This window comes from Pseudodesulfovibrio sp. JC047 (assembly GCF_010468615.1).
Classification (GTDB): domain Bacteria; phylum Desulfobacterota; class Desulfovibrionia; order Desulfovibrionales; family Desulfovibrionaceae; genus Pseudodesulfovibrio.
In genome coordinates, this window is record NZ_WUEH01000015.1 from 39,149 (window position 1) to 56,742 (window position 17,594).

Sequence of the window (17,594 nt, forward strand, 5' to 3'; positions counted from 1 at the left end):
CAGGACAGGTACATAGAGACGCATTATGGTCAATGTCGAACACCTCTCATATAATTTCGGTGCGTACTGGGCGCTCAAGGACATCTCCTTTTCATTGGACAAAGGTGAATTCCTTTTCCTGACCGGCCACTCCGGCGCAGGAAAAACCACCTTACTCCGGTTGCTCTACGGTGCGCTGCCCATGACCCGGGGACGCGCTTCCGTTGCCGGATTCCAACTCAACGCCCTCAAGAAACGTCACATCCCCCAACTGCGTCGCAAGGTCGGAGTCGTCTTTCAGGATTTCAAAATTCTTCTCGACCGAACCGTTTTCGACAACGTGGCCATGGCCCTCGAAGTCCGAGGAATGCCACGCACTCATCTCGAACGCCGCGTCCGGGCCATCATTCGGGCCATGGGCTTGGAAACCAAGAGCTATTCCATTTGCGAACGGCTCTCTGGCGGCGAACAGCAGCGGGTGGCCATCGCCCGATCCATGGTCGCCAACCCGGAACTCATCCTCGCTGACGAACCTACCGGCAATCTCGACATCGAACTCACCATGCATTTGATGGAAATTTTCAAGCAATTCAACACATACGGAACATCTGTCATCATGGCGACCCACAGTCACAAGGTCTTGGAATGTGTGCCAAACGCGCGGATACTCCATCTTCATGACGGACATCTCATGGACGTCAGCAAGCCAATGACCGAAAACGAAGAACCCATTTTGGGCGAGGTGCAGTCATGATCGCCCAATTTCTTCGCCTTACCAGGCGCGGCATTGCGGATTTGCGGCTCCATCCCTTTGCCCAACTCCTCACCCTCGTCGCCGTGGCCATGGTCACGCTCCTCACCGGGCTTATTCTCATAGGATTGCACAACGTCAATCTCGAACTGCTCAAGTCCCGTGGCCAAGTGGATTTTCAAATTTATTGGCAGACTCGGGCCGACGTACAAACCGTTCTCGACGACTGGACATCCATCAAATCCATGGATCATCTGACCAAATTCAAGACCTTCACCCCACAAACCGCACTCAATGAACTCGCCTCCACGCTCGGAGAAACCGGCGACTTCTCCTGGTTGGCCGACAACAACCCGCTTCCCTACACCGCACTGGCATCTTTCGCCGTTCCACCACAGGCACAACATTCCGGCTGGGCCGACCAACTCCTCACTGCCATCAACGAGTTGCCCGCCGTGGATGCCGTCAAATACACCCCGTTTCAGGCCGATCTCGCCCAAAGCTGGCACACCATGGCACAGGCCGTCATCTGGCCCGTCATCGCCTTTCTCGGATTGATTATCTCGCTCGTTGTGCACAACACCATCAAGCTCTCGCTCCTCACTCGCATGGATGAAGTCGAAATACTCTCCCTCGTCGGAGCAAAACCCGCCTACATTCGCTGGCCATTACTCACCGGCGGCTGCATCCAAGGTCTCATCGGCTCCGGACTCGGCATCCTCCTGCTCGCAATCGTTCATTCCTTCATCGCCGATGCACTCAATTTCCCCCCCTTCCTCTTCGAAATATCATTCCTGCCAGCACAACAACTCCTCACTCTCGCCGCTGCCGTGACCCTCGTTTCCATCAGCTCCAGTTGGGTCGCTGTTAAATAAAGAATGCCTTCGGCGACCAGAGAACCTTTTGAAAAAGGTTCTCTGGACTCTCCAAAACTTTTTATCGCTCGCTTCGCTCGAGGCTGTCGGCAGCACAGGGCGGACGAAAGCGTGAAGAAAAAAATGCCTTCGGCGACCAAAGAACCCTTTAAAAAGGGTTCTCTGGACTCTCCTAAACTTCTTGTCGCTCGCTTCGCTCGAGGCTGTCGGCGGCATAGGGCGGTGCTCTTTTAAAAAATCGTTGTAAAAAATGATATTTTTTACAGACTCCATGGAATAATTTTAAACATATCTTTTCTACGAAATTCTCTTACTTCATTTACCCTTTTCTCTTTGAACTCTCTCATTTTTTCAATCCCACTCAACGGATAACGGATGGCCTCGCCGGAGGCGCGACAAAAAGTTCTGGAAGGGAGTCCAGAGGGGAACCTCTTCCAAGAGGTTCCCCTCTGGCCGCCGGAGGCATTCCACGCGGTCGCTTTCAGCGGGACCAGAGAACCCTTTGGAAAGGGTTCTCTGGACTCTCCTAAACTTCTTGTCGCTCGCTTCGCTCGAGGCTGTCGGCGGCATAGGGCGGTGCTCTTTTAAAAAATCGTTGTAAAAAATGATATTTTTTACAGACTCTATGGAATAATTTTAAACATATCTTTTCTACGAAACCCTCTTACTTCTTTTACCCTTTCCTCTTTCATATCTCTCACTTCTTCAATCTCACTCAACGGATGTCATGGGACCTCGCCAAAGGCGCGATAAAAAGTTCTGGAAGGGAGTCCAGAGGGGAACCTCTTCCAAGAGGTTCCCCTCTGGCCGCCGGAGGCATTCTCCTCCCACACGATAGCTTCCCCGCACGCGAACGCGCACACCTGCCGAAGGCACATAAAAAGTTTAGGGAAAAAGAAGAGATGGGGGTCTGGGGGAAGAGGAGAAAAAAAACCTTTTCAAAGGGTTTTTCTCTCCTCTTCCCCCAGCCGCCGGAGGCATATCAAAAAAAAAGCTACCGACATGAGCCGGCAGCTTTTGAATTCTCTTTTTTTATTGCTTAGAAACTAGGGATATCATCGACTTTTTCGGTCAAGAGGAACTCGCCTTTTTCGATCCAGTCCTTGAGCTTGTCAGCAACTTCCAGAGACATGGAATAACTTGTGACGGGCACCGTCGGGGTGGTTTTACCATTGACTTCCACTTCGCCGCTGCGAAGCTGTTCAAAAGTCACCCGACCGAGTTCGCGGGGAATGCCGTTGGGGTAATCGTAGCCGTAATCCTTGATGGGCATGGTGATATCCGCATCGGACACACCAGTGAACCAGGCCATTTCCTCGTTGAGAATCGGAATCGGAATACCGACACCAATGGCGAGAGAGACACCGTATCCAATCAGCGATTGAGCGCGGACATAACGAACATCCATCTGCTTGAAATCACCCTTGAGCATAAGTGTCCCGGACGGATTTTCAGGCAGACCGCGTTCATTGCGAGTCGGCTTTTGCACATGCTGGGTGCCTTCGCCGATCACGTAGCCAATACCGCCACCGAGGAAGATGCGAGTTCCCATGCCGATGGTCCGATAATAGGGATCATTGAACAAGGGCGAGAGATGGCCTGCCGTGGCAAAGTTCACATTGGAACAATTGGATTTGAGCGGTCCCATGTAGGTATAGATGGTGCGACTGGTCAGATTCACGGCAGCATTATAATTTTGATAACAATTACGAGGATTTAACATCACCGCATTGGGCAGATCAGCCAAAGTTACGTCCTTGTCCAACTCACGGCGTGGATAGCAATCCGTCCCATAGGCCTCGGCGCGCAGATGCACGGCCTTGCCACGGAGCAAATCTTCCATCACATGCGCTCCACCGTATGCAAACCGTCCTGGGTGGACCTTGTTCAAGGGATCATCCTCGGACGGCTCTGTGGCCCCAAGATACGCGTCTACGGCGGCAATGCCTGAGTAACAGGGGACGTTATTCAGCCACAGCTTTGAAACCTTCATGACTGGCGGTTGTTGACCGATGTTGAAAAGAAGCCCCGATGAACACATCGGGGAAAAGGTGCCGGTGGTGACGATATCCACTTCCTGGGCCGCCTTGACCTTCCCTTCTTTCTTGACGATCGCGATCATTTCGGCGGCATTGACCACCACGGCCTTGCCCTTGCGAATCCGTTCATTAATTTCTTTGACCGTCTTATTCACCGCATATTGTGCCATACAAAAACGCCTCCGGTAATCAGGAACCTTGCTGTTCAAAAAGAATCCTCGGCTCCATGCCTGAACTCCATACCCCACAGTGTATACTGAAAAGCATCCCGTTTGTCGCTCGAATAGGTGTAATCGAATTTTGAACGAAGGAAAACCGTGTTGTTTTCCAAAAATTTTCTCCACAATGCATCACGGCCCACCATGTGAAAAAATCATGTTTTCAACAGGTAACATATATCAGGTTGTTCAAGAGTAAATTTCGAATGGATTTTCCCATGAATACAGGCTGAAAAGCTTGGCTTTAGGTATATTATAAGGTATAGATCCTAAGAAATTTCGAGGTATTTTTGAGACATTCATTTCGAGTCCTTCCGACACCGGGAAAAAACCTCGTGAAAATGACATTTAACCAAAAGATCACACCGTGAAAGAGCCACTTCGTCAACACCTTCTACAAACATGCTCGGATGAAGATCTCAAGCGTTGGTTTGACCCTTTGAAATTGGACTATTCCGAGGAGAACAAACGCCTGACTGTCGGGTTTCCCCATTCATTTTTCGCGAAATGGTTTGAAACGGACATTCAGGACAAGTTTGAAGCACAGCTGAACCTGTTCTTCGGGAACGGCTATCTCGTCAGTTACAAGGACAGTGAGGCACCAGACAAGGCCAAAGGCGTCCAAGTTGCCGACGTCGTCAAACGCATCGACTTCCCTTTCGGGCAGGAGTTCACATTTGAGACGTTTCTCATCAACAAGAAAAACTACTTCCCCATTGCTTCGGCAAAGGAAGTCTCAAAACAGATCGGATCGTTGTTCAATCCGTTCATCATCTGCGGCCCGGGCGGGTCCGGAAAGACCCACCTGTTGAAATCCGTGGGCAATGAAATCAGCAAAAAAAATGATTATTCAACCGTATTCATGGGGTCCATGGACGAGCTGAACTCCCTGTATACCATCCGGTTCAAGGGCGACCCGTTCAAGGCTCGAAACTACCTGTTCGAATACGATTTCATTTTTATTGACGATTTTCAGAAGATCAAGGAGTACCCACACTTTCAGCAAGAAATTGTGAACATCTTCAACCATTTCTACGACAACAAGAAACAGATGGTTCTGGCATGTCGAGAAAAGGTGACCAGTTACGACTTTCTTGATGACAGTCTCCAATCCCGGCTTGGGTGGGGCCTGATCGTGACGCTGAAAGAACCTGATCTCGAAATCAGAGTGGGGTATATTCAACGTCAGGCGAAGGCAAAACGATTGACCCTGACCAAGGACCAAATCCTCACGCTGGCGCAACGCTTCACGGATTTTCGCTACCTCCAGGGTATCCTCCTGAAGCTGTTCGCCTTCAAGGAACTGGTCAAGCAGGACCTGTCTCAAAAAGACTTTGAACATATCCTGGCAAATACCGAGGAAAAGACCACTGATGATTTGACGCCAAAGAAAATCCTCACTGTGGTTTCCGAACATTTCAACATCCACGTCAAAGACCTCATCGGCACAAAACGGCACCAGCACATCGCTCAGGCCCGACAAATTGCCATGTTCCTTTGTCGTCAGATGCTCAAAACATCCTATCCGGCCCTTGGCAGGGCGTTTGGAGGAAAAGACCATTCAACAGTCCTGTATTCGGTTAAAAAAATCCAACAATTACAAGAGGATGATTTCGAATTGAAACAACTGTTGAAAACGTTGAAGAATAAATGTCGCTTAGAGTGACAAACGTGGAAAGTGACCGTTTTACGAAAGTAAGGTTCCTAATGACACACATTGAATGTGCGAAAAAAAGTCAGCCATTCAAGTTAGTTAATTGGTTTACGCACAAAGGAACCGCCCTAATAAATCACAATAAAGGAGATATTATTTATGTTTCTGAAAGTGAACAGAGATGAAATCATTGAAGGACTCCAGAAATCGGCCAACATCATCCCGGCCAAAACCGGAGCCGCATTCCTTCGCACCATCTGGTTGCAATGCGAAGAAGGCAATCTGAATATCATGAGTACGGACTCCAATCTTGAATTCATGGGATCATATCCAGCCGCTCTTGAAGGAGACGGTCTGGCCGGAGTTCAGGGACGTGCCTTTTATGATCTGGTCAAGCAGCTCAAGAGTGGTCAGGGAGAGCTGACCATCAGAACGGATGAAGACAATAAGAATGTCCTGGTGGAACAGAAAGCCAGGAAATACAAATTCCCCGTGAATGATCCTGAATGGTTTCAGAAATTTTCCACCTTCCCGGAGAATGGAACGGTTTTCTGGTCGGGTGATTTCCTGCATGAGATCATCGACAAGATTTCCTTTTGCATTTCTGATGAAGACTCCATGGAAGCAATCGCGTGCATCTACATGGTTCCCAGAGATGTTTTGGGAGAAAAGACCGTTGAGGTGTGTGGATTGAATGGCCATCAGTTCGCCATGCTCAATTTCGTGAACGATGACATTTACGCCATGCTTCCCGAAGAAGGCGTGCTCATTCAGAAGAAATATCTCACCGAGTTGAAGAAGTGGTTGACCGCCGATGAAATCGAGCTGGCCATTTCCGACAAGCGGCTGTTCTTCAGAACTGGCGACAAGCGGGAAACCTTCACCCTGCCGCTGTCGTATTATCAATATCCAAATTACAACAACTTCCTGGCCAAGTTGGGTGATGATTCCGTGTCAACGCTGGAAGTGAACCGGCTTGACCTGGTGGATGCCTTGTCCCGCGTGGCCCTGTTCAATACAGACTCCAATCGGTGCGCCTATTTCGCATTTGACGGATCCGAGGTCACGATCTCGGCACAGGGACAGGAAACCGGCACGGCCCGGGAATCCATTGACGCCACTTTTAATGGTGACATGCAACGGATTGCCTTCCCGACCAGAAACCTCATTGAGATTCTGAATCATTTCAATTCTGATACAGTGAAGTTCACCCTGACCGGAACCGAAGCTCCCTGCGGGCTGACCGGCGAGGATGACAAGGACTATCAGGTGATTGTCATGCCGATGATGATCCAGGAAGAGACTTACTACACCGAGGAAAACGCATAAATGAGCGAACAAAAGTACAACGCCGAATCAATTACCGTCCTTGAAGGGCTTGAGGCCGTCCGTAAACGGCCTGCCATGTATATCGGGTCAACCGATATCCGTGGTTTGCATCACTTGGTCTATGAGGTCATCGACAACTCCATCGATGAAGCCATGGCCGGGTATTGCGACAAAATCAAGGTCACGTTGCATATGGATAACTCCTGCACCGTGACTGATAACGGACGTGGTATTCCGGTAGACATTCATCCCAAGGAAAAAGTTCCGGCTGTCCAATTGGCCATGACGACCCTTCACGCCGGTGGTAAGTTCGACAATGATTCATACAAGGTCTCCGGTGGTCTGCACGGTGTTGGTGTGTCATGCGTCAACGCCCTGTCCGAATTCATGGAAACCACGGTCAAACGGGACGGCACCACATATCGAATGAAATTCGAACGCGGTGCGGTTGTTCAGGAACTGGAAGAAGTCGGTACGGCCGATTCCCAGGGAACATCCCAGCGTTTCCGTCCCGATGAAGAGATTTTCGAGGTCAATCAATTCGATTACAGTGTCCTGAAAAAACGCTTCAAGGAACTGGCGTATTTGAATTCCGGTCTGGAAATCGAATTCAAGGACGAACGCAATCCTGAAGCCGAAAGTGAAAAATTCAAATTTGCTGGCGGCATTGTCCAGTATGTGACGGATCTCAACTCGAACCAGACGGCCATCGGCGAAATTGTCTATGGTGAAGGCGAGTCTGAAAACATGGTGGTCGAGTTCGCGTTGCAGTACACCTCGGCATACAAGGAAAACACGCACACCTTTGCCAACAACATCCGTACTGTTGAAGGTGGAACACATCTGGCCGGCTACAAGACGGCATTGACCCGCGCCATCAACAACTACATCCAGAACGCGGACCTGCCGAAAAAGCTTGTCAAACGACTGACCGGCGATGATGTTCGTGAAGGATTGACTTCGGTTATTTCCGTGAAACTGCCTGACCCGCAGTTTGAAGGACAGACCAAGACCAAGCTGGGGAACTCCGAGGCTTCGGGGTTGGTTGCCGGTGTCATTTATGAAAAACTGAATACCTTCTTTGAGGAAAATCCCAAGGAAGCGCGGTTTATCATTGAAAAGGTCGTGGATGCGTCTCGCGCTCGTGAAGCCGCACGCAAGGCCCGTGATCTGGTTCGACGCAAGGGCGCGTTGTCGGATAACTCGCTCCCGGGCAAGTTGGCGGATTGCCAGTCCAAGAAACCCGAGGAATCTGAAATCTTCATTGTTGAGGGTGATTCCGCTGGAGGCTCGGCCAAACAGGGCCGAGATCCCAAATGCCAGGCCATCCTTCCCTTACGGGGTAAGATTCTCAACGTCGAGAAGACCCGTATGCACAAGATGCTCGGGAACAAGGAAATCCGGGCCATGATTACCGCGCTCGGTATCGGTATCGGGAATGAGGAAGAAGAAAAGGATTACAACAAGCTTCGGTATCACAAGGTCGTTATCATGACTGATGCTGATGTTGATGGTTCCCATATTCGTACCCTGCTGCTGACGTTTTTCTTCAGACAGTACGAGGAACTCATCAACCAGGGCTATCTGTATATTGCCCAGCCTCCTCTGTATCGTGCCCACAAGGGCAAGTTCGAGAAGTTCATCAAGGATGATCTTGAACTGGATAATTTCCTGTTTGAAAAGATCGGTGCCGACCTGACGATCGAAGCAGAGAAGAAAACGTATGTCGGCAATGAGCTGATGGGCCTGATGGAAAAGATCCGTGACTTGCGGAGTCGATTCAATGAGGCGGAAACCGTGGGTATCGAGCCGATGCTGTATCAGAAGCTGCTCAATTTCCCGGAACGGATTTCGTATACGTATTTTGAGGAAAACAGCCCGGAGACATTCAAGAAGATTTTTGAAAGCAACGGGTATCAAGCCGAAATCGAGACAGAACGCGATCAGGAATTGGAAAAGGATCGGACGTATCTCGTTTTTGAAAATGAAAATGGACACCGGACGCGATTGGCCATGGAGTTCTTTTATTCCAAGGTCTACAAAAATGGTTTCAATACGTATAGAGAGCTTCAAGAGGCTTGCGGCAATGCAGACTTCACGTTGAAGCTGAAAGACAGCGAGAAGGCTGTTTCCGGCTTCTTCAGCCTCTATGACGCGGTCATCGATGAGGCCCATCGCGGTTGGTATATCCAGCGGTACAAAGGTTTGGGTGAAATGAACCCGGATCAGTTGTGGGAAACCACCATGCATCCTGAAAAACGGACCATGCTCCAGGTGAACATTGAAGATGCCTCTGCGGCAAATGACATCTTCACGGACCTCATGGGGGACAATGTGGAACCCCGTCGAGAATTCATCGAAAAGAATGCACTGGCTGTGCAAGAACTTGATATTTAAGGTTGAGGCAAACGAATGAATGATACGATTACTATCGAAAGTGAACTCAAGAAAAGTTATCTTGAGTATTCTCTCTCTGTCATCATAGGACGCGCCATCCCGGATGTACGTGACGGGTTGAAACCCGTTCACCGGCGTATTTTGTACGCTATGCACGATCTCGGGAACTACCACAATCGGGCGTACAAGAAGTCCGCTCGTGTGGTTGGTGACGTCATCGGTAAATACCATCCTCATGGCGACTCAGCCGTGTATGATGCCCTGGTGCGTATGGCTCAGGACTTCTCCATGCGCGACATGCTGGTGGATGGTCAGGGTAACTTTGGTTCCATTGACGGCGACTCCGCGGCGGCCATGAGGTACACCGAAGTCCGTATGGCCAAATTGTGCGGTGAATTTCTCGGTGATATCGAGAAACAGACTGTTGATTTCAATCCCAACTACGACAACACCTTGCAAGAGCCGTCCGTGCTGCCGACCAAGGTGCCGAACCTGCTCCTGAATGGAACAACGGGTATCGCGGTTGGTATGGCCACGAACATCCCGCCCCACAACTTGGGCGAGCTGATTGATGGGACCATCCATCTTTTGGATAATCCCGAGTGTTCCATCGAGTCCATGATGGGCTTTATCAAAGGCCCGGACTTCCCCACAGGGGGCACCGTCTTCGGTGGGCAGGGATTGATCGACGCCTATACCACGGGACGCGGGTCCATCAAGATGCGTGGTGTTGTTGAAAGAGAAGAAGCCGATAAGGGCAAGAAAGAACGGATCGTCATCAGGGAAATTCCTTTTGCGGTCAACAAATCCACGCTGGTCGAAAAAATAGCCCAGTTGGTCCACGAGAAAAAGGTCGAAGGCATTTCCGACCTGCGTGATGAATCCGACCGGAACGGCATCCGTATCGTCATGGATCTCAAACGCGGTGCCATTGCTGATATCATCATCAATTCACTGTATAAATTCACGCCTTTGGAAAGCAGCTTCGGTATCAACATGATGGCGGTCGTTGGCAAACGTCCCATGCTGTTGAATCTGAAAGAGGTGTTGAAATACTTCCTGGATCATCGTCGTGAAGTGATTATCCGCCGGACCAAATTCGATTTGGATAAGTGCGAAAAACGCGTCCACATTTTGGAAGGATTGCACATCGCGCTCGACAATATTGACGAAGTGGTCAAACTCATTCGCGCATCCGGTTCTCCCGAAGAAGCCCGGACTGCATTGATGGACCGTTTCGAGTTATCCGAAATTCAGGCCAAGGCCATTTTGGATATGCGGCTCCAGAAACTCACTGGTCTCGAGCGGGACAAACTGCTCGAAGAATTGGCTGAGTTGATGAAAAAGATTGAATACTTCCGGTCTATTCTTGACAATCCCGATGTGCTCAAGGGCGTTATTCGCGACGAGCTGATCGAGATCAAGGAAAATTACTCGACCCCGCGGAAATCCGAACTGCTCATGGCGGATCTCGACTCTATCGACATCGAGGATCTCATTCCCGATGAAGAGACAGTCATCACCCTGTCCAGACGCGGCTATATCAAGCGGACCCCGTTGTCGAACTACACGGCTCAACGTCGTGGCGGCAAGGGAATTGCCGGTGTTCAGACGGGTGATGGCGACTTTATTCACACCTTCATGCTGACCACCAATCATCAGCATCTGGTCCTGTTCACGAACTTCGGCAAGATGTTCAAGATCAAGGTCCATCAGGTGCCGGAAGGCAGCCGATACGCCAAAGGCGGCCATGTGAACAATCTGTTGCCGCTGGATAAGGATGAGCATATCGCGACCTGTCTGTCCCTGCGGGAATTCGATGATGATCGGTTCTTCCTGTTCGTGACCAAGAAAGGCATGATCAAGCGGTCTTCCATTGGTTTGTACGCGAATTGTCGGACCACCGGAATCAGAGCCGTGAATCTGCGTGACAACGATGAGCTGATGACCGTGCGGGAACTGGATCGGGATGTGGATTGCATTCTCGCCAGCCGAGACGGTTCAGCCATCCGGTTCAATATCAATGACGCCCGGCCCATGGGACGCGCTACCGCCGGAGTCAAGGGCATGGCCCTCAGACTCAATGACGAAGTGGTGGCCTGTGAAGTCACGGGTGATGACGAACGGGATCAGTTGCTCACGGTTTCGGAAGGTGGATTCGGAAAACGGACATCCATTGACCAGTACCGACGCCAGACTCGTGGCGGCAAGGGCATTTTGAACATGCGCCTCACCAACAAGACCGGTAAGGTCATTGGTGCCCGGATGGTCAATGAATCCGACGACGTTATCCTGCTGACCACACAGAACAAGGTCATTCGCATGTCGGTTGGCGAAGTCAGCCAGACCCGAGGTCGTGCGACACAGGGTGTGCGTCTGGTGCGGATGGATGCTGATAACAAGGTGGCCGGATTTGATCTGGTCATGGATGATGAAGACGAGTTCAACGAAACAAAATAAGGTAGTATAATAGCCTTTGAGTGGTCGGGAAAAAGGGAAGAATGTGTCCTGTGGACAAAAATCTCTTGTCCTTTTTCCCGACCATCTGTTGTTTTTTGAACGTGATGCTTTTCGGGATGATCCCGTGATATATACATTTCGATTTTTGCTATCTGTGAGGGTTGGATGCGTGGTTTTGTTCAGATAAGTCTATTGTGCCTGCTCCTTTTTTGCTGTGTCGGTTGCTCGACCGAAAAGACACCGGGAGCGAATGACCTTGAGCAAGCCCGTTCATCGTATTCCAAAGGATTCTATCTTGAAGCCGAAAAGGAATATGAACGGTATCTTCAGGCTGCACCTCAAGGTGTCTTTCGAAAGGAGGCCTGGGAGCGGCTGGTTGAAATTGCCGTGTCCGTGAAAGGCGAATATGATCGGGCTGTGGTGTTGCTGGAAGCCATGTATCTGGAACTTGGTGATGATCCTGAATCCGGCTGGAAGGCCATGTATCAGCTCGGAGATGTCTATTCCGTGCTTGGTAAAAAGGAAAAGGCCATCGAGTCGTTTGAAAAATGTTTGCTTCATGCCGCAGAATTCCCTGAAAAAACGGCACGAACTCAATTGCGTATGGCTCGTTTGTATCGGGATATGGGCAATTATGGTGAAGTGGCTGATACCCTGCAACTCTGTGCCGAGACAGCTCCCAATGTCGAAGACAAGGCGAATTGCCTCTATGAATTGGCGCAGAGCTACAGTTTTATTTCCAGTTGGTCCCAGGCAAAAAACGCGCTTGAAAAGGTGCTCGAATTATCCGGCACTTCCGATGAAATACGCGCCCTTTCCATTTTTTTGCTGGCTGATATCTATGAGAATGATCGGCACTATGCCAAGGCGAAATCCTTGCTGGAATCCATTGTCGATACCTATCCCAATCGACGGGTTGTGGAATCCCGGTTGGCGAATCTGCCGGACATTCCCAAAAAGCCGATTCCATTGGTTCCTCCGAAGAATTGAGGAATGATTGGTTGGTCTGTGGATATGGTGACAGAGGTGTCTTTTATGTATCGTTCATCCCCTGAGAGGTGTCAGTGAAAATAGCCCTCTGCACCCCATTCAAGCCATTGGATAATCCGTCTGTCTCGGGTGACGTGACAATTGCGCAGGATTTGTCGAATACCTTGACGGATCTGGGGCATGACGTTGTTGAACTCCCCTTTTTTCCTGCCAAGAAAATTTATGAAAAGCCCTCCCGCTGGCTTGGTGCCGTGGGGGCGATCAATCGCATGACTGATGCGGCCCGTGGAGCGGATTGCTGGCTGACGTTCGGGTCCTACTACAAGGTGCCGGATGTCTTCGGTCCGACCGCTTCTCGTCGGTTGCAGATACCCTACTTCATCATTCAGGCGAGTTACGCCGAAAACCGGGGCAAGAAATTGGCCACCTGGCCGGGCTATGTCTTGAATAAACGGGCCATGCTTCGGGCGGATCACATCTTTTGCAACCGGCGCAACGACGTGCGTGGTTGTTCAAAATTATTGCCAAAAACCGCATACTCCCCTGTTGAACCGGGAATTCCCACGGGATTGCTTGAACGCGACACAGCAGCCGGAGCCGCATTGCGAGCAACCTGGAACACGGGAACATCCGTGGTGATCGTGACCGCTGCCATGATGCGGCCCGGCGTCAAGGAACAGGGATTGCGCTGGCTGTTCGATTCCTGCGCCGAACTGGTCGCGGAAGGCCAAGATATCACGCTGGTTGTGGCCGGAGACGGACCGTGTCGTACTGATCTCGAAACCCTGGCCCATACCCGGCTCGGCGAGCGGGTGCGTTTTCTCGGAATGATTGAACGGCGGTCGCTTGGTCCTATTTTCAGTGCCGGAAACCTATTCGCGTTTCCCGGTCTCAAGGAAAGTCTGGGCATGGTCTATCTGGAGGCCCAGATGTGTGGTTTGCCCGTGGTCGCCACGGACGATGAAGGCGCGCCCATGGTGGTGGCGCACAACCGGACCGGTCTCATCACCCACGCCACTCAGGATGATTTTACCGCAGGCATCAGACAGTTGGTGACGCATCCCGATTTGCGAACCGATCTGTCAGCACAGTGTTTCAACTATGTTCAAAATGAACATTGTACCCACATCAATTATCAAAAAATCGTGCGCATCATGGAAGACATTGTGCGTAATGGAGTGACACAATGACCACGTATTTTTGTATGCGTCACGGACTGACCGACTGGAATAAGGCATCCAGAATTCAGGGGATACAGGACACGTCCCTGAATGATGAAGGTCGTGAAATGGCTCGAAAATGGGCAAAAACACTGGCCCAAGGCAATTTTGAGTGCATTGTGACCAGTTCCCTTGATCGGGCCAAAGAAACGGCTGCAATCATCAATGAGACCCTCAAGGTGCCGATGTTCGAAGACAGCCGTCTCGGCGAACAGGACTGGGGAGATTGGACCGGACTGGATAATACTGATCTGCAAAAAATAAAGAAACAGGTCAAAAAGCAGGAATATAAAGGGTTTGAATTTCGACCGCCACACGGTGAAAGTCGGAATGACGTGTTGATGCGGGCCTGTGACGCGTTGATCGATTTTTCCGAGGATCATCCGGACGTTGCCGTTCTGGTGGTGACCCACAGTTGTGTGCTCAAATCATTGGTTTATGCGTTGAGCGGATTGGAATTCATGCCCAACGAACCGCTTCCCATCAAACCGTATCACTTGCATCGAATTGAATGTCTGGACAATGAGTTGGCCCCGGGTCAATTCAATATGGAGTTGTAAATGCGTATTGTCTTTTATTGTCAGCACGTCCTTGGTGTGGGGCACATGTTCCGTTCACTTGAAATTGTCAAAGGCCTGGCCAACCACGAGGTCATTCTCGTAACAGGCGGTGCCAAGGTCGATTTCGATCCCCCGGCCAACATGACGCAGATTCAACTTCCCGGTCTGATGATGGATTCCAAATTCACCCGTTTCATTCCGCTTGAAGAAGGGGCTGAGGTCGATGAGGTTCTGGTTCGTCGTCTGCGGCAATTCAAGGCGATCATGGCCGAATATCAGCCGGATATTTTCATGGTCGAACTTTTTCCCTTTGGCCGCAAAAAGTTCCGTTTCGAGCTGCTGCCCATTCTCAAGAAAGTTCGCAAGGGAGAATACGGCACCTGCAAGGCCGTCTGTAGCGTGCGAGATATTCTCGTTGAAAAAAATGACATGAAACGGCAGGTCGAGCGCGTTCATGGCTATCTCAACCCGAATTTCGACCATGTGCTGGTCCATTCCGATCCCAATCTGGTCACGCTTGACGAGACCTTCCCCGGTGTGGACGGCATTGTCCCCGAAGTGCATTATACCGGCTATGTCGCACGCCAGCCCGATCCCATCGAAACCGCTGCCCTGGCTGATGAATTGAACTTGGGTGACACCCCGCTTATCGTCGCTTCCGTTGGCGGTGGTCACATTGGGCACGACATGCTCACTGGTATCATGGGCGCGTCTCCCCTGCTTCAGGGAACCCATCCGCACAAACTTGTCATGTTCACTGGTCCCTATGCCACCGACGCGCATGTTCAGGAACTTCAAGCCCGGGCCGCTGCGCATGACCACATCACGGTGAAGCGATTCACCAAACGCTTCCTCGCCTATCTGGAATTGGCCCGATTGTCGGTCTCTCTCGGCGGTTACAACACCACCATGAACCTGTTGGCCACCAACACCTTTGGATTGATGTATCCGTTCCTCCAGAACCGTGAGCAGAATATGCGCGCCCGGCGTATTGAAGAAAAAGGCGGATTGCGTGTCATCACATCCGACGACCTCGTTCCGTCCATCCTTACCAGTCACATGGCACGGGCACTTGATCAGAAGGCCACTCCGCTTGGTTTGGACCTGAACGGTGGGCCGAATAGTGCCCGGATCTTGGAATCGATCTTTGCGCAATAAAATATTTTTGGTCGCTACAAATTCCAAACGCAGCTATACTCCGGGGCAACGCAAGGAGAATATATGCTTTTAAAAGGAAAAAAAGCCCTGATATTTGGTGTGGTCAACGATCGATCCATTGCCTATGGAATCGCTCGGCAATTCAAGGAACATGGTGCCCGTCTCGCCTTCAGTTACGCCGCAGAGCCGATCAAGCGTCGGCTCGAACCGATCTGTGAAGAACTTGGCGGCGAGTTCATGTTCAAATGTGATGTGACCTCTGACGATGAAATTGCCGCAGGTGCGCAGCTCGTCAAGGAACAATGGGGCGATGTGGACATTCTTGTTCACTCCATTGCTTATGCCAATCGTGAAGATCTCAAGGGACGCTTCATCGATACCAGTCGTGAAGGCTACAAGGTCGCTTTGGATGTGTCTTCTTTTTCATTGGTCGCCCTGTGCCGTGCCTATGAAAAATTGCTCAAGCCCGGTGGGTCCGTTTTGACACTCAGTTATTACGGTGCCGGAAAAGTCGTGGCCAACTACAATGCCATGGGTGTCGCCAAGGCCGCTCTCGAAGCCTGTGTACGCTATCTTTCCGTGGATCTCGGACAGGCTGATGTCCGCATCAACGCCATCTCTGCCGGTCCGGTCAAGACCATGGCTGCGTCCGGTATTTCCGGTTTCAAGTCCATTCTTGGTCGTATCGAGGAAAAAGCCCCTTTGCATCGAAATATCACCATCGATGACGTTGGCAAAACCGCGCTCTATCTCGCCTCGGATCTCTCTTCTGGAACAACCGGCGATATCGTGTTTGTCGATTCCGGCTACAACATCATGGGTGTCTAATTTGTGGGGGTATTGCCTTCGGCAACTGGGGGAAAGGGAGAGAAAAACCCTTTGAAAAGGTTTTTTTCTCTCCCTTTTCCCCAGACCCCCTATTCCTCTCTTTTCCTAAACTTTTTGTGTGCCTTCGGCAGGTGTGTGCGCTCGTGTGAGGGCACGGCTGTCGTGTGGGGTGTGGGCTGTGGAATGTGGAATGTCTCCGACGGCCAGAGGGGAACCTCTTGGAAGAGGTTCCCCTCTGGGCTCCCTTCCAGAACTTTTTGTCGCGCCTTCGGCGAGGCCATCCGTTATCGGTTGAGTGGGATTGGAGAAGTGGGAGAAAGGAAAGAGGGGATGGGGAAAGAAGTAAGAGAGTTTTGCAAAAAGAATGCGTTTTAAGTTTTTTATTGAGTCTGTAAAAAAAGCATTTTTTTACAACACTCTCCCAAGGAGCGCACGAACTCACGCTACCGACAGCTTCGAGCGAAGCGAGCGATAAAAAGTTTCGGAGAGTCCAGAGAACCCTTTTCAAAGGGTTCTCTGGTCGCCGAAGGCATTCCAAAATCCGTATTTTCACTAAATCGCACGAACTCGCGCTGCCGACAGCTCTCGCGCAGCGACATAAAAAGTTTTGGAGAGTCCAGAGAACCTTTTTCAAAAGGTTCTTTGGTCGCCGAAGGCATTCCAAAATCCGTATTTCTACTAAATCGCACGAACTCGCGCTGCCGACAGCTCTCGCGCAGCGACCCAAAAAGTTTTGGAGAGTCCAGAGAACCTTTTTCAAAAGGTTCTCTGGTCGCCGAAGGCATTCCTAAAAAAAGGCCTTCTTTTCAGAAGGCCCTGTTGCAAGTGATGGAATGTATTGGTTGGCTAGGTGCCACTGACCATTGAGACGGTGCCGTTGGAATTGGTTGCGACGAGGATATCCACGGCTTCGGCCTGATTGTTGCCCGAGCAGACGAGAATGATGTCGCCGGTGTCGAGCGTGTAATCGATGGCAGCTTTGTCGAAGTATCCGATATGGTTGACGGTGGCGATGGGGTCTTTTGAGCGATAGAGGAACAGTTGCTGCCCCGGGACGCCGCCCATGAGCCGCATGTCTTCACTGATATATGCCATTGTTCAATTCTCCATAGTGAGAACGGAGGGGATTGATCCCC

The 17,594-nt window shown here is 50.7% G+C and carries 13 protein-coding genes; 11 read left to right on the forward strand and 2 right to left on the reverse strand.

Translation table 11 applies throughout. The features are described from left to right. Positions 1 to 25: 25 nt before the first annotated feature. Together ftsE and GO013_RS10975 are read left to right on the forward strand one after the other, a co-directional pair. The gene (ftsE, locus tag GO013_RS10970; protein ID WP_163811055.1) at positions 26 to 733 is read left to right on the forward strand and encodes a cell division ATP-binding protein FtsE; all 708 of its coding nucleotides are present in this window, start codon (positions 26 to 28) and stop codon (positions 731 to 733) included. Continuing rightward, entirely contained in the window at positions 730 to 1,605 is an 876-nt protein-coding gene (locus GO013_RS10975) for an FtsX-like permease family protein (RefSeq protein ID WP_163811057.1), read from the forward strand. The genes ftsE and GO013_RS10975 overlap by 4 nt, the downstream gene beginning before the upstream one ends. A gap of 1,039 nt (positions 1,606 to 2,644) precedes the next feature. On the opposite strand, the gene GO013_RS10980 is transcribed toward GO013_RS10975, so the two are convergent. Then, on the reverse strand, positions 2,645 to 3,814 hold the full coding sequence (locus tag GO013_RS10980; protein ID WP_163811059.1) for a homocysteine biosynthesis protein: 1,170 nt from the start codon (positions 3,812 to 3,814) through the stop codon (positions 2,645 to 2,647). A gap of 415 nt (positions 3,815 to 4,229) precedes the next feature. On the opposite strand from GO013_RS10980, the gene GO013_RS10985 reads away from it, so the two are divergent. The 9 genes from GO013_RS10985 to GO013_RS11025 all read left to right on the forward strand — a co-directional run bounded on the left by GO013_RS10985 (position 4,230) and on the right by GO013_RS11025 (position 16,458). Then, positions 4,230 to 5,528, forward strand: coding sequence for a DnaA/Hda family protein (locus GO013_RS10985; protein WP_163811061.1), 1,299 nt, complete (start codon positions 4,230 to 4,232; stop codon positions 5,526 to 5,528). 147 nt (positions 5,529 to 5,675) lie between these two features. Further along, positions 5,676 to 6,845 (forward strand): DNA polymerase III subunit beta, encoded by a 1,170-nt coding sequence (gene dnaN, locus GO013_RS10990; RefSeq protein WP_163811063.1) that lies wholly within the window; start codon positions 5,676 to 5,678, stop codon positions 6,843 to 6,845. After that, positions 6,846 to 9,242 (forward strand): DNA topoisomerase (ATP-hydrolyzing) subunit B, encoded by a 2,397-nt coding sequence (gyrB, locus tag GO013_RS10995; protein WP_163811065.1) that lies wholly within the window; start codon positions 6,846 to 6,848, stop codon positions 9,240 to 9,242. Positions 9,243 to 9,257: 15 nt separating this feature from the next. Next, positions 9,258 to 11,702 carry a DNA gyrase subunit A gene (gyrA, locus tag GO013_RS11000; RefSeq protein WP_163811067.1) on the forward strand — a complete coding sequence of 815 codons (2,445 nt, stop codon included), beginning with the start codon at positions 9,258 to 9,260 and terminating at the stop codon, positions 11,700 to 11,702. 165 nt (positions 11,703 to 11,867) lie between these two features. Next, positions 11,868 to 12,692, forward strand: coding sequence for a tetratricopeptide repeat protein (locus GO013_RS11005; protein WP_163811069.1), 825 nt, complete (start codon positions 11,868 to 11,870; stop codon positions 12,690 to 12,692). A gap of 74 nt (positions 12,693 to 12,766) precedes the next feature. Beyond that, a complete protein-coding gene (locus GO013_RS11010; RefSeq protein ID WP_163811071.1) occupies positions 12,767 to 13,882 on the forward strand; it encodes a glycosyltransferase family 4 protein in 1,116 nt (371 codons plus the stop codon). Then, positions 13,879 to 14,472 (forward strand): histidine phosphatase family protein, encoded by a 594-nt coding sequence (locus GO013_RS11015; protein ID WP_163811073.1) that lies wholly within the window; start codon positions 13,879 to 13,881, stop codon positions 14,470 to 14,472. The genes GO013_RS11010 and GO013_RS11015 overlap by 4 nt, the downstream gene beginning before the upstream one ends. Beyond that, on the forward strand, positions 14,473 to 15,630 hold the full coding sequence (locus GO013_RS11020; RefSeq protein ID WP_163811075.1) for a glycosyltransferase: 1,158 nt from the start codon (positions 14,473 to 14,475) through the stop codon (positions 15,628 to 15,630). It begins immediately after the preceding gene. A gap of 63 nt (positions 15,631 to 15,693) precedes the next feature. After that, entirely contained in the window at positions 15,694 to 16,458 is a 765-nt protein-coding gene (locus GO013_RS11025) for an enoyl-ACP reductase (protein WP_163811077.1), read from the forward strand. 846 nt (positions 16,459 to 17,304) lie between these two features. Here GO013_RS11025 and GO013_RS11030 read toward each other — a convergent pair. After that, on the reverse strand, positions 17,305 to 17,553 hold the full coding sequence (locus GO013_RS11030; protein WP_163811078.1) for a hypothetical protein: 249 nt from the start codon (positions 17,551 to 17,553) through the stop codon (positions 17,305 to 17,307). Positions 17,554 to 17,594: the final 41 nt, after the last annotated feature.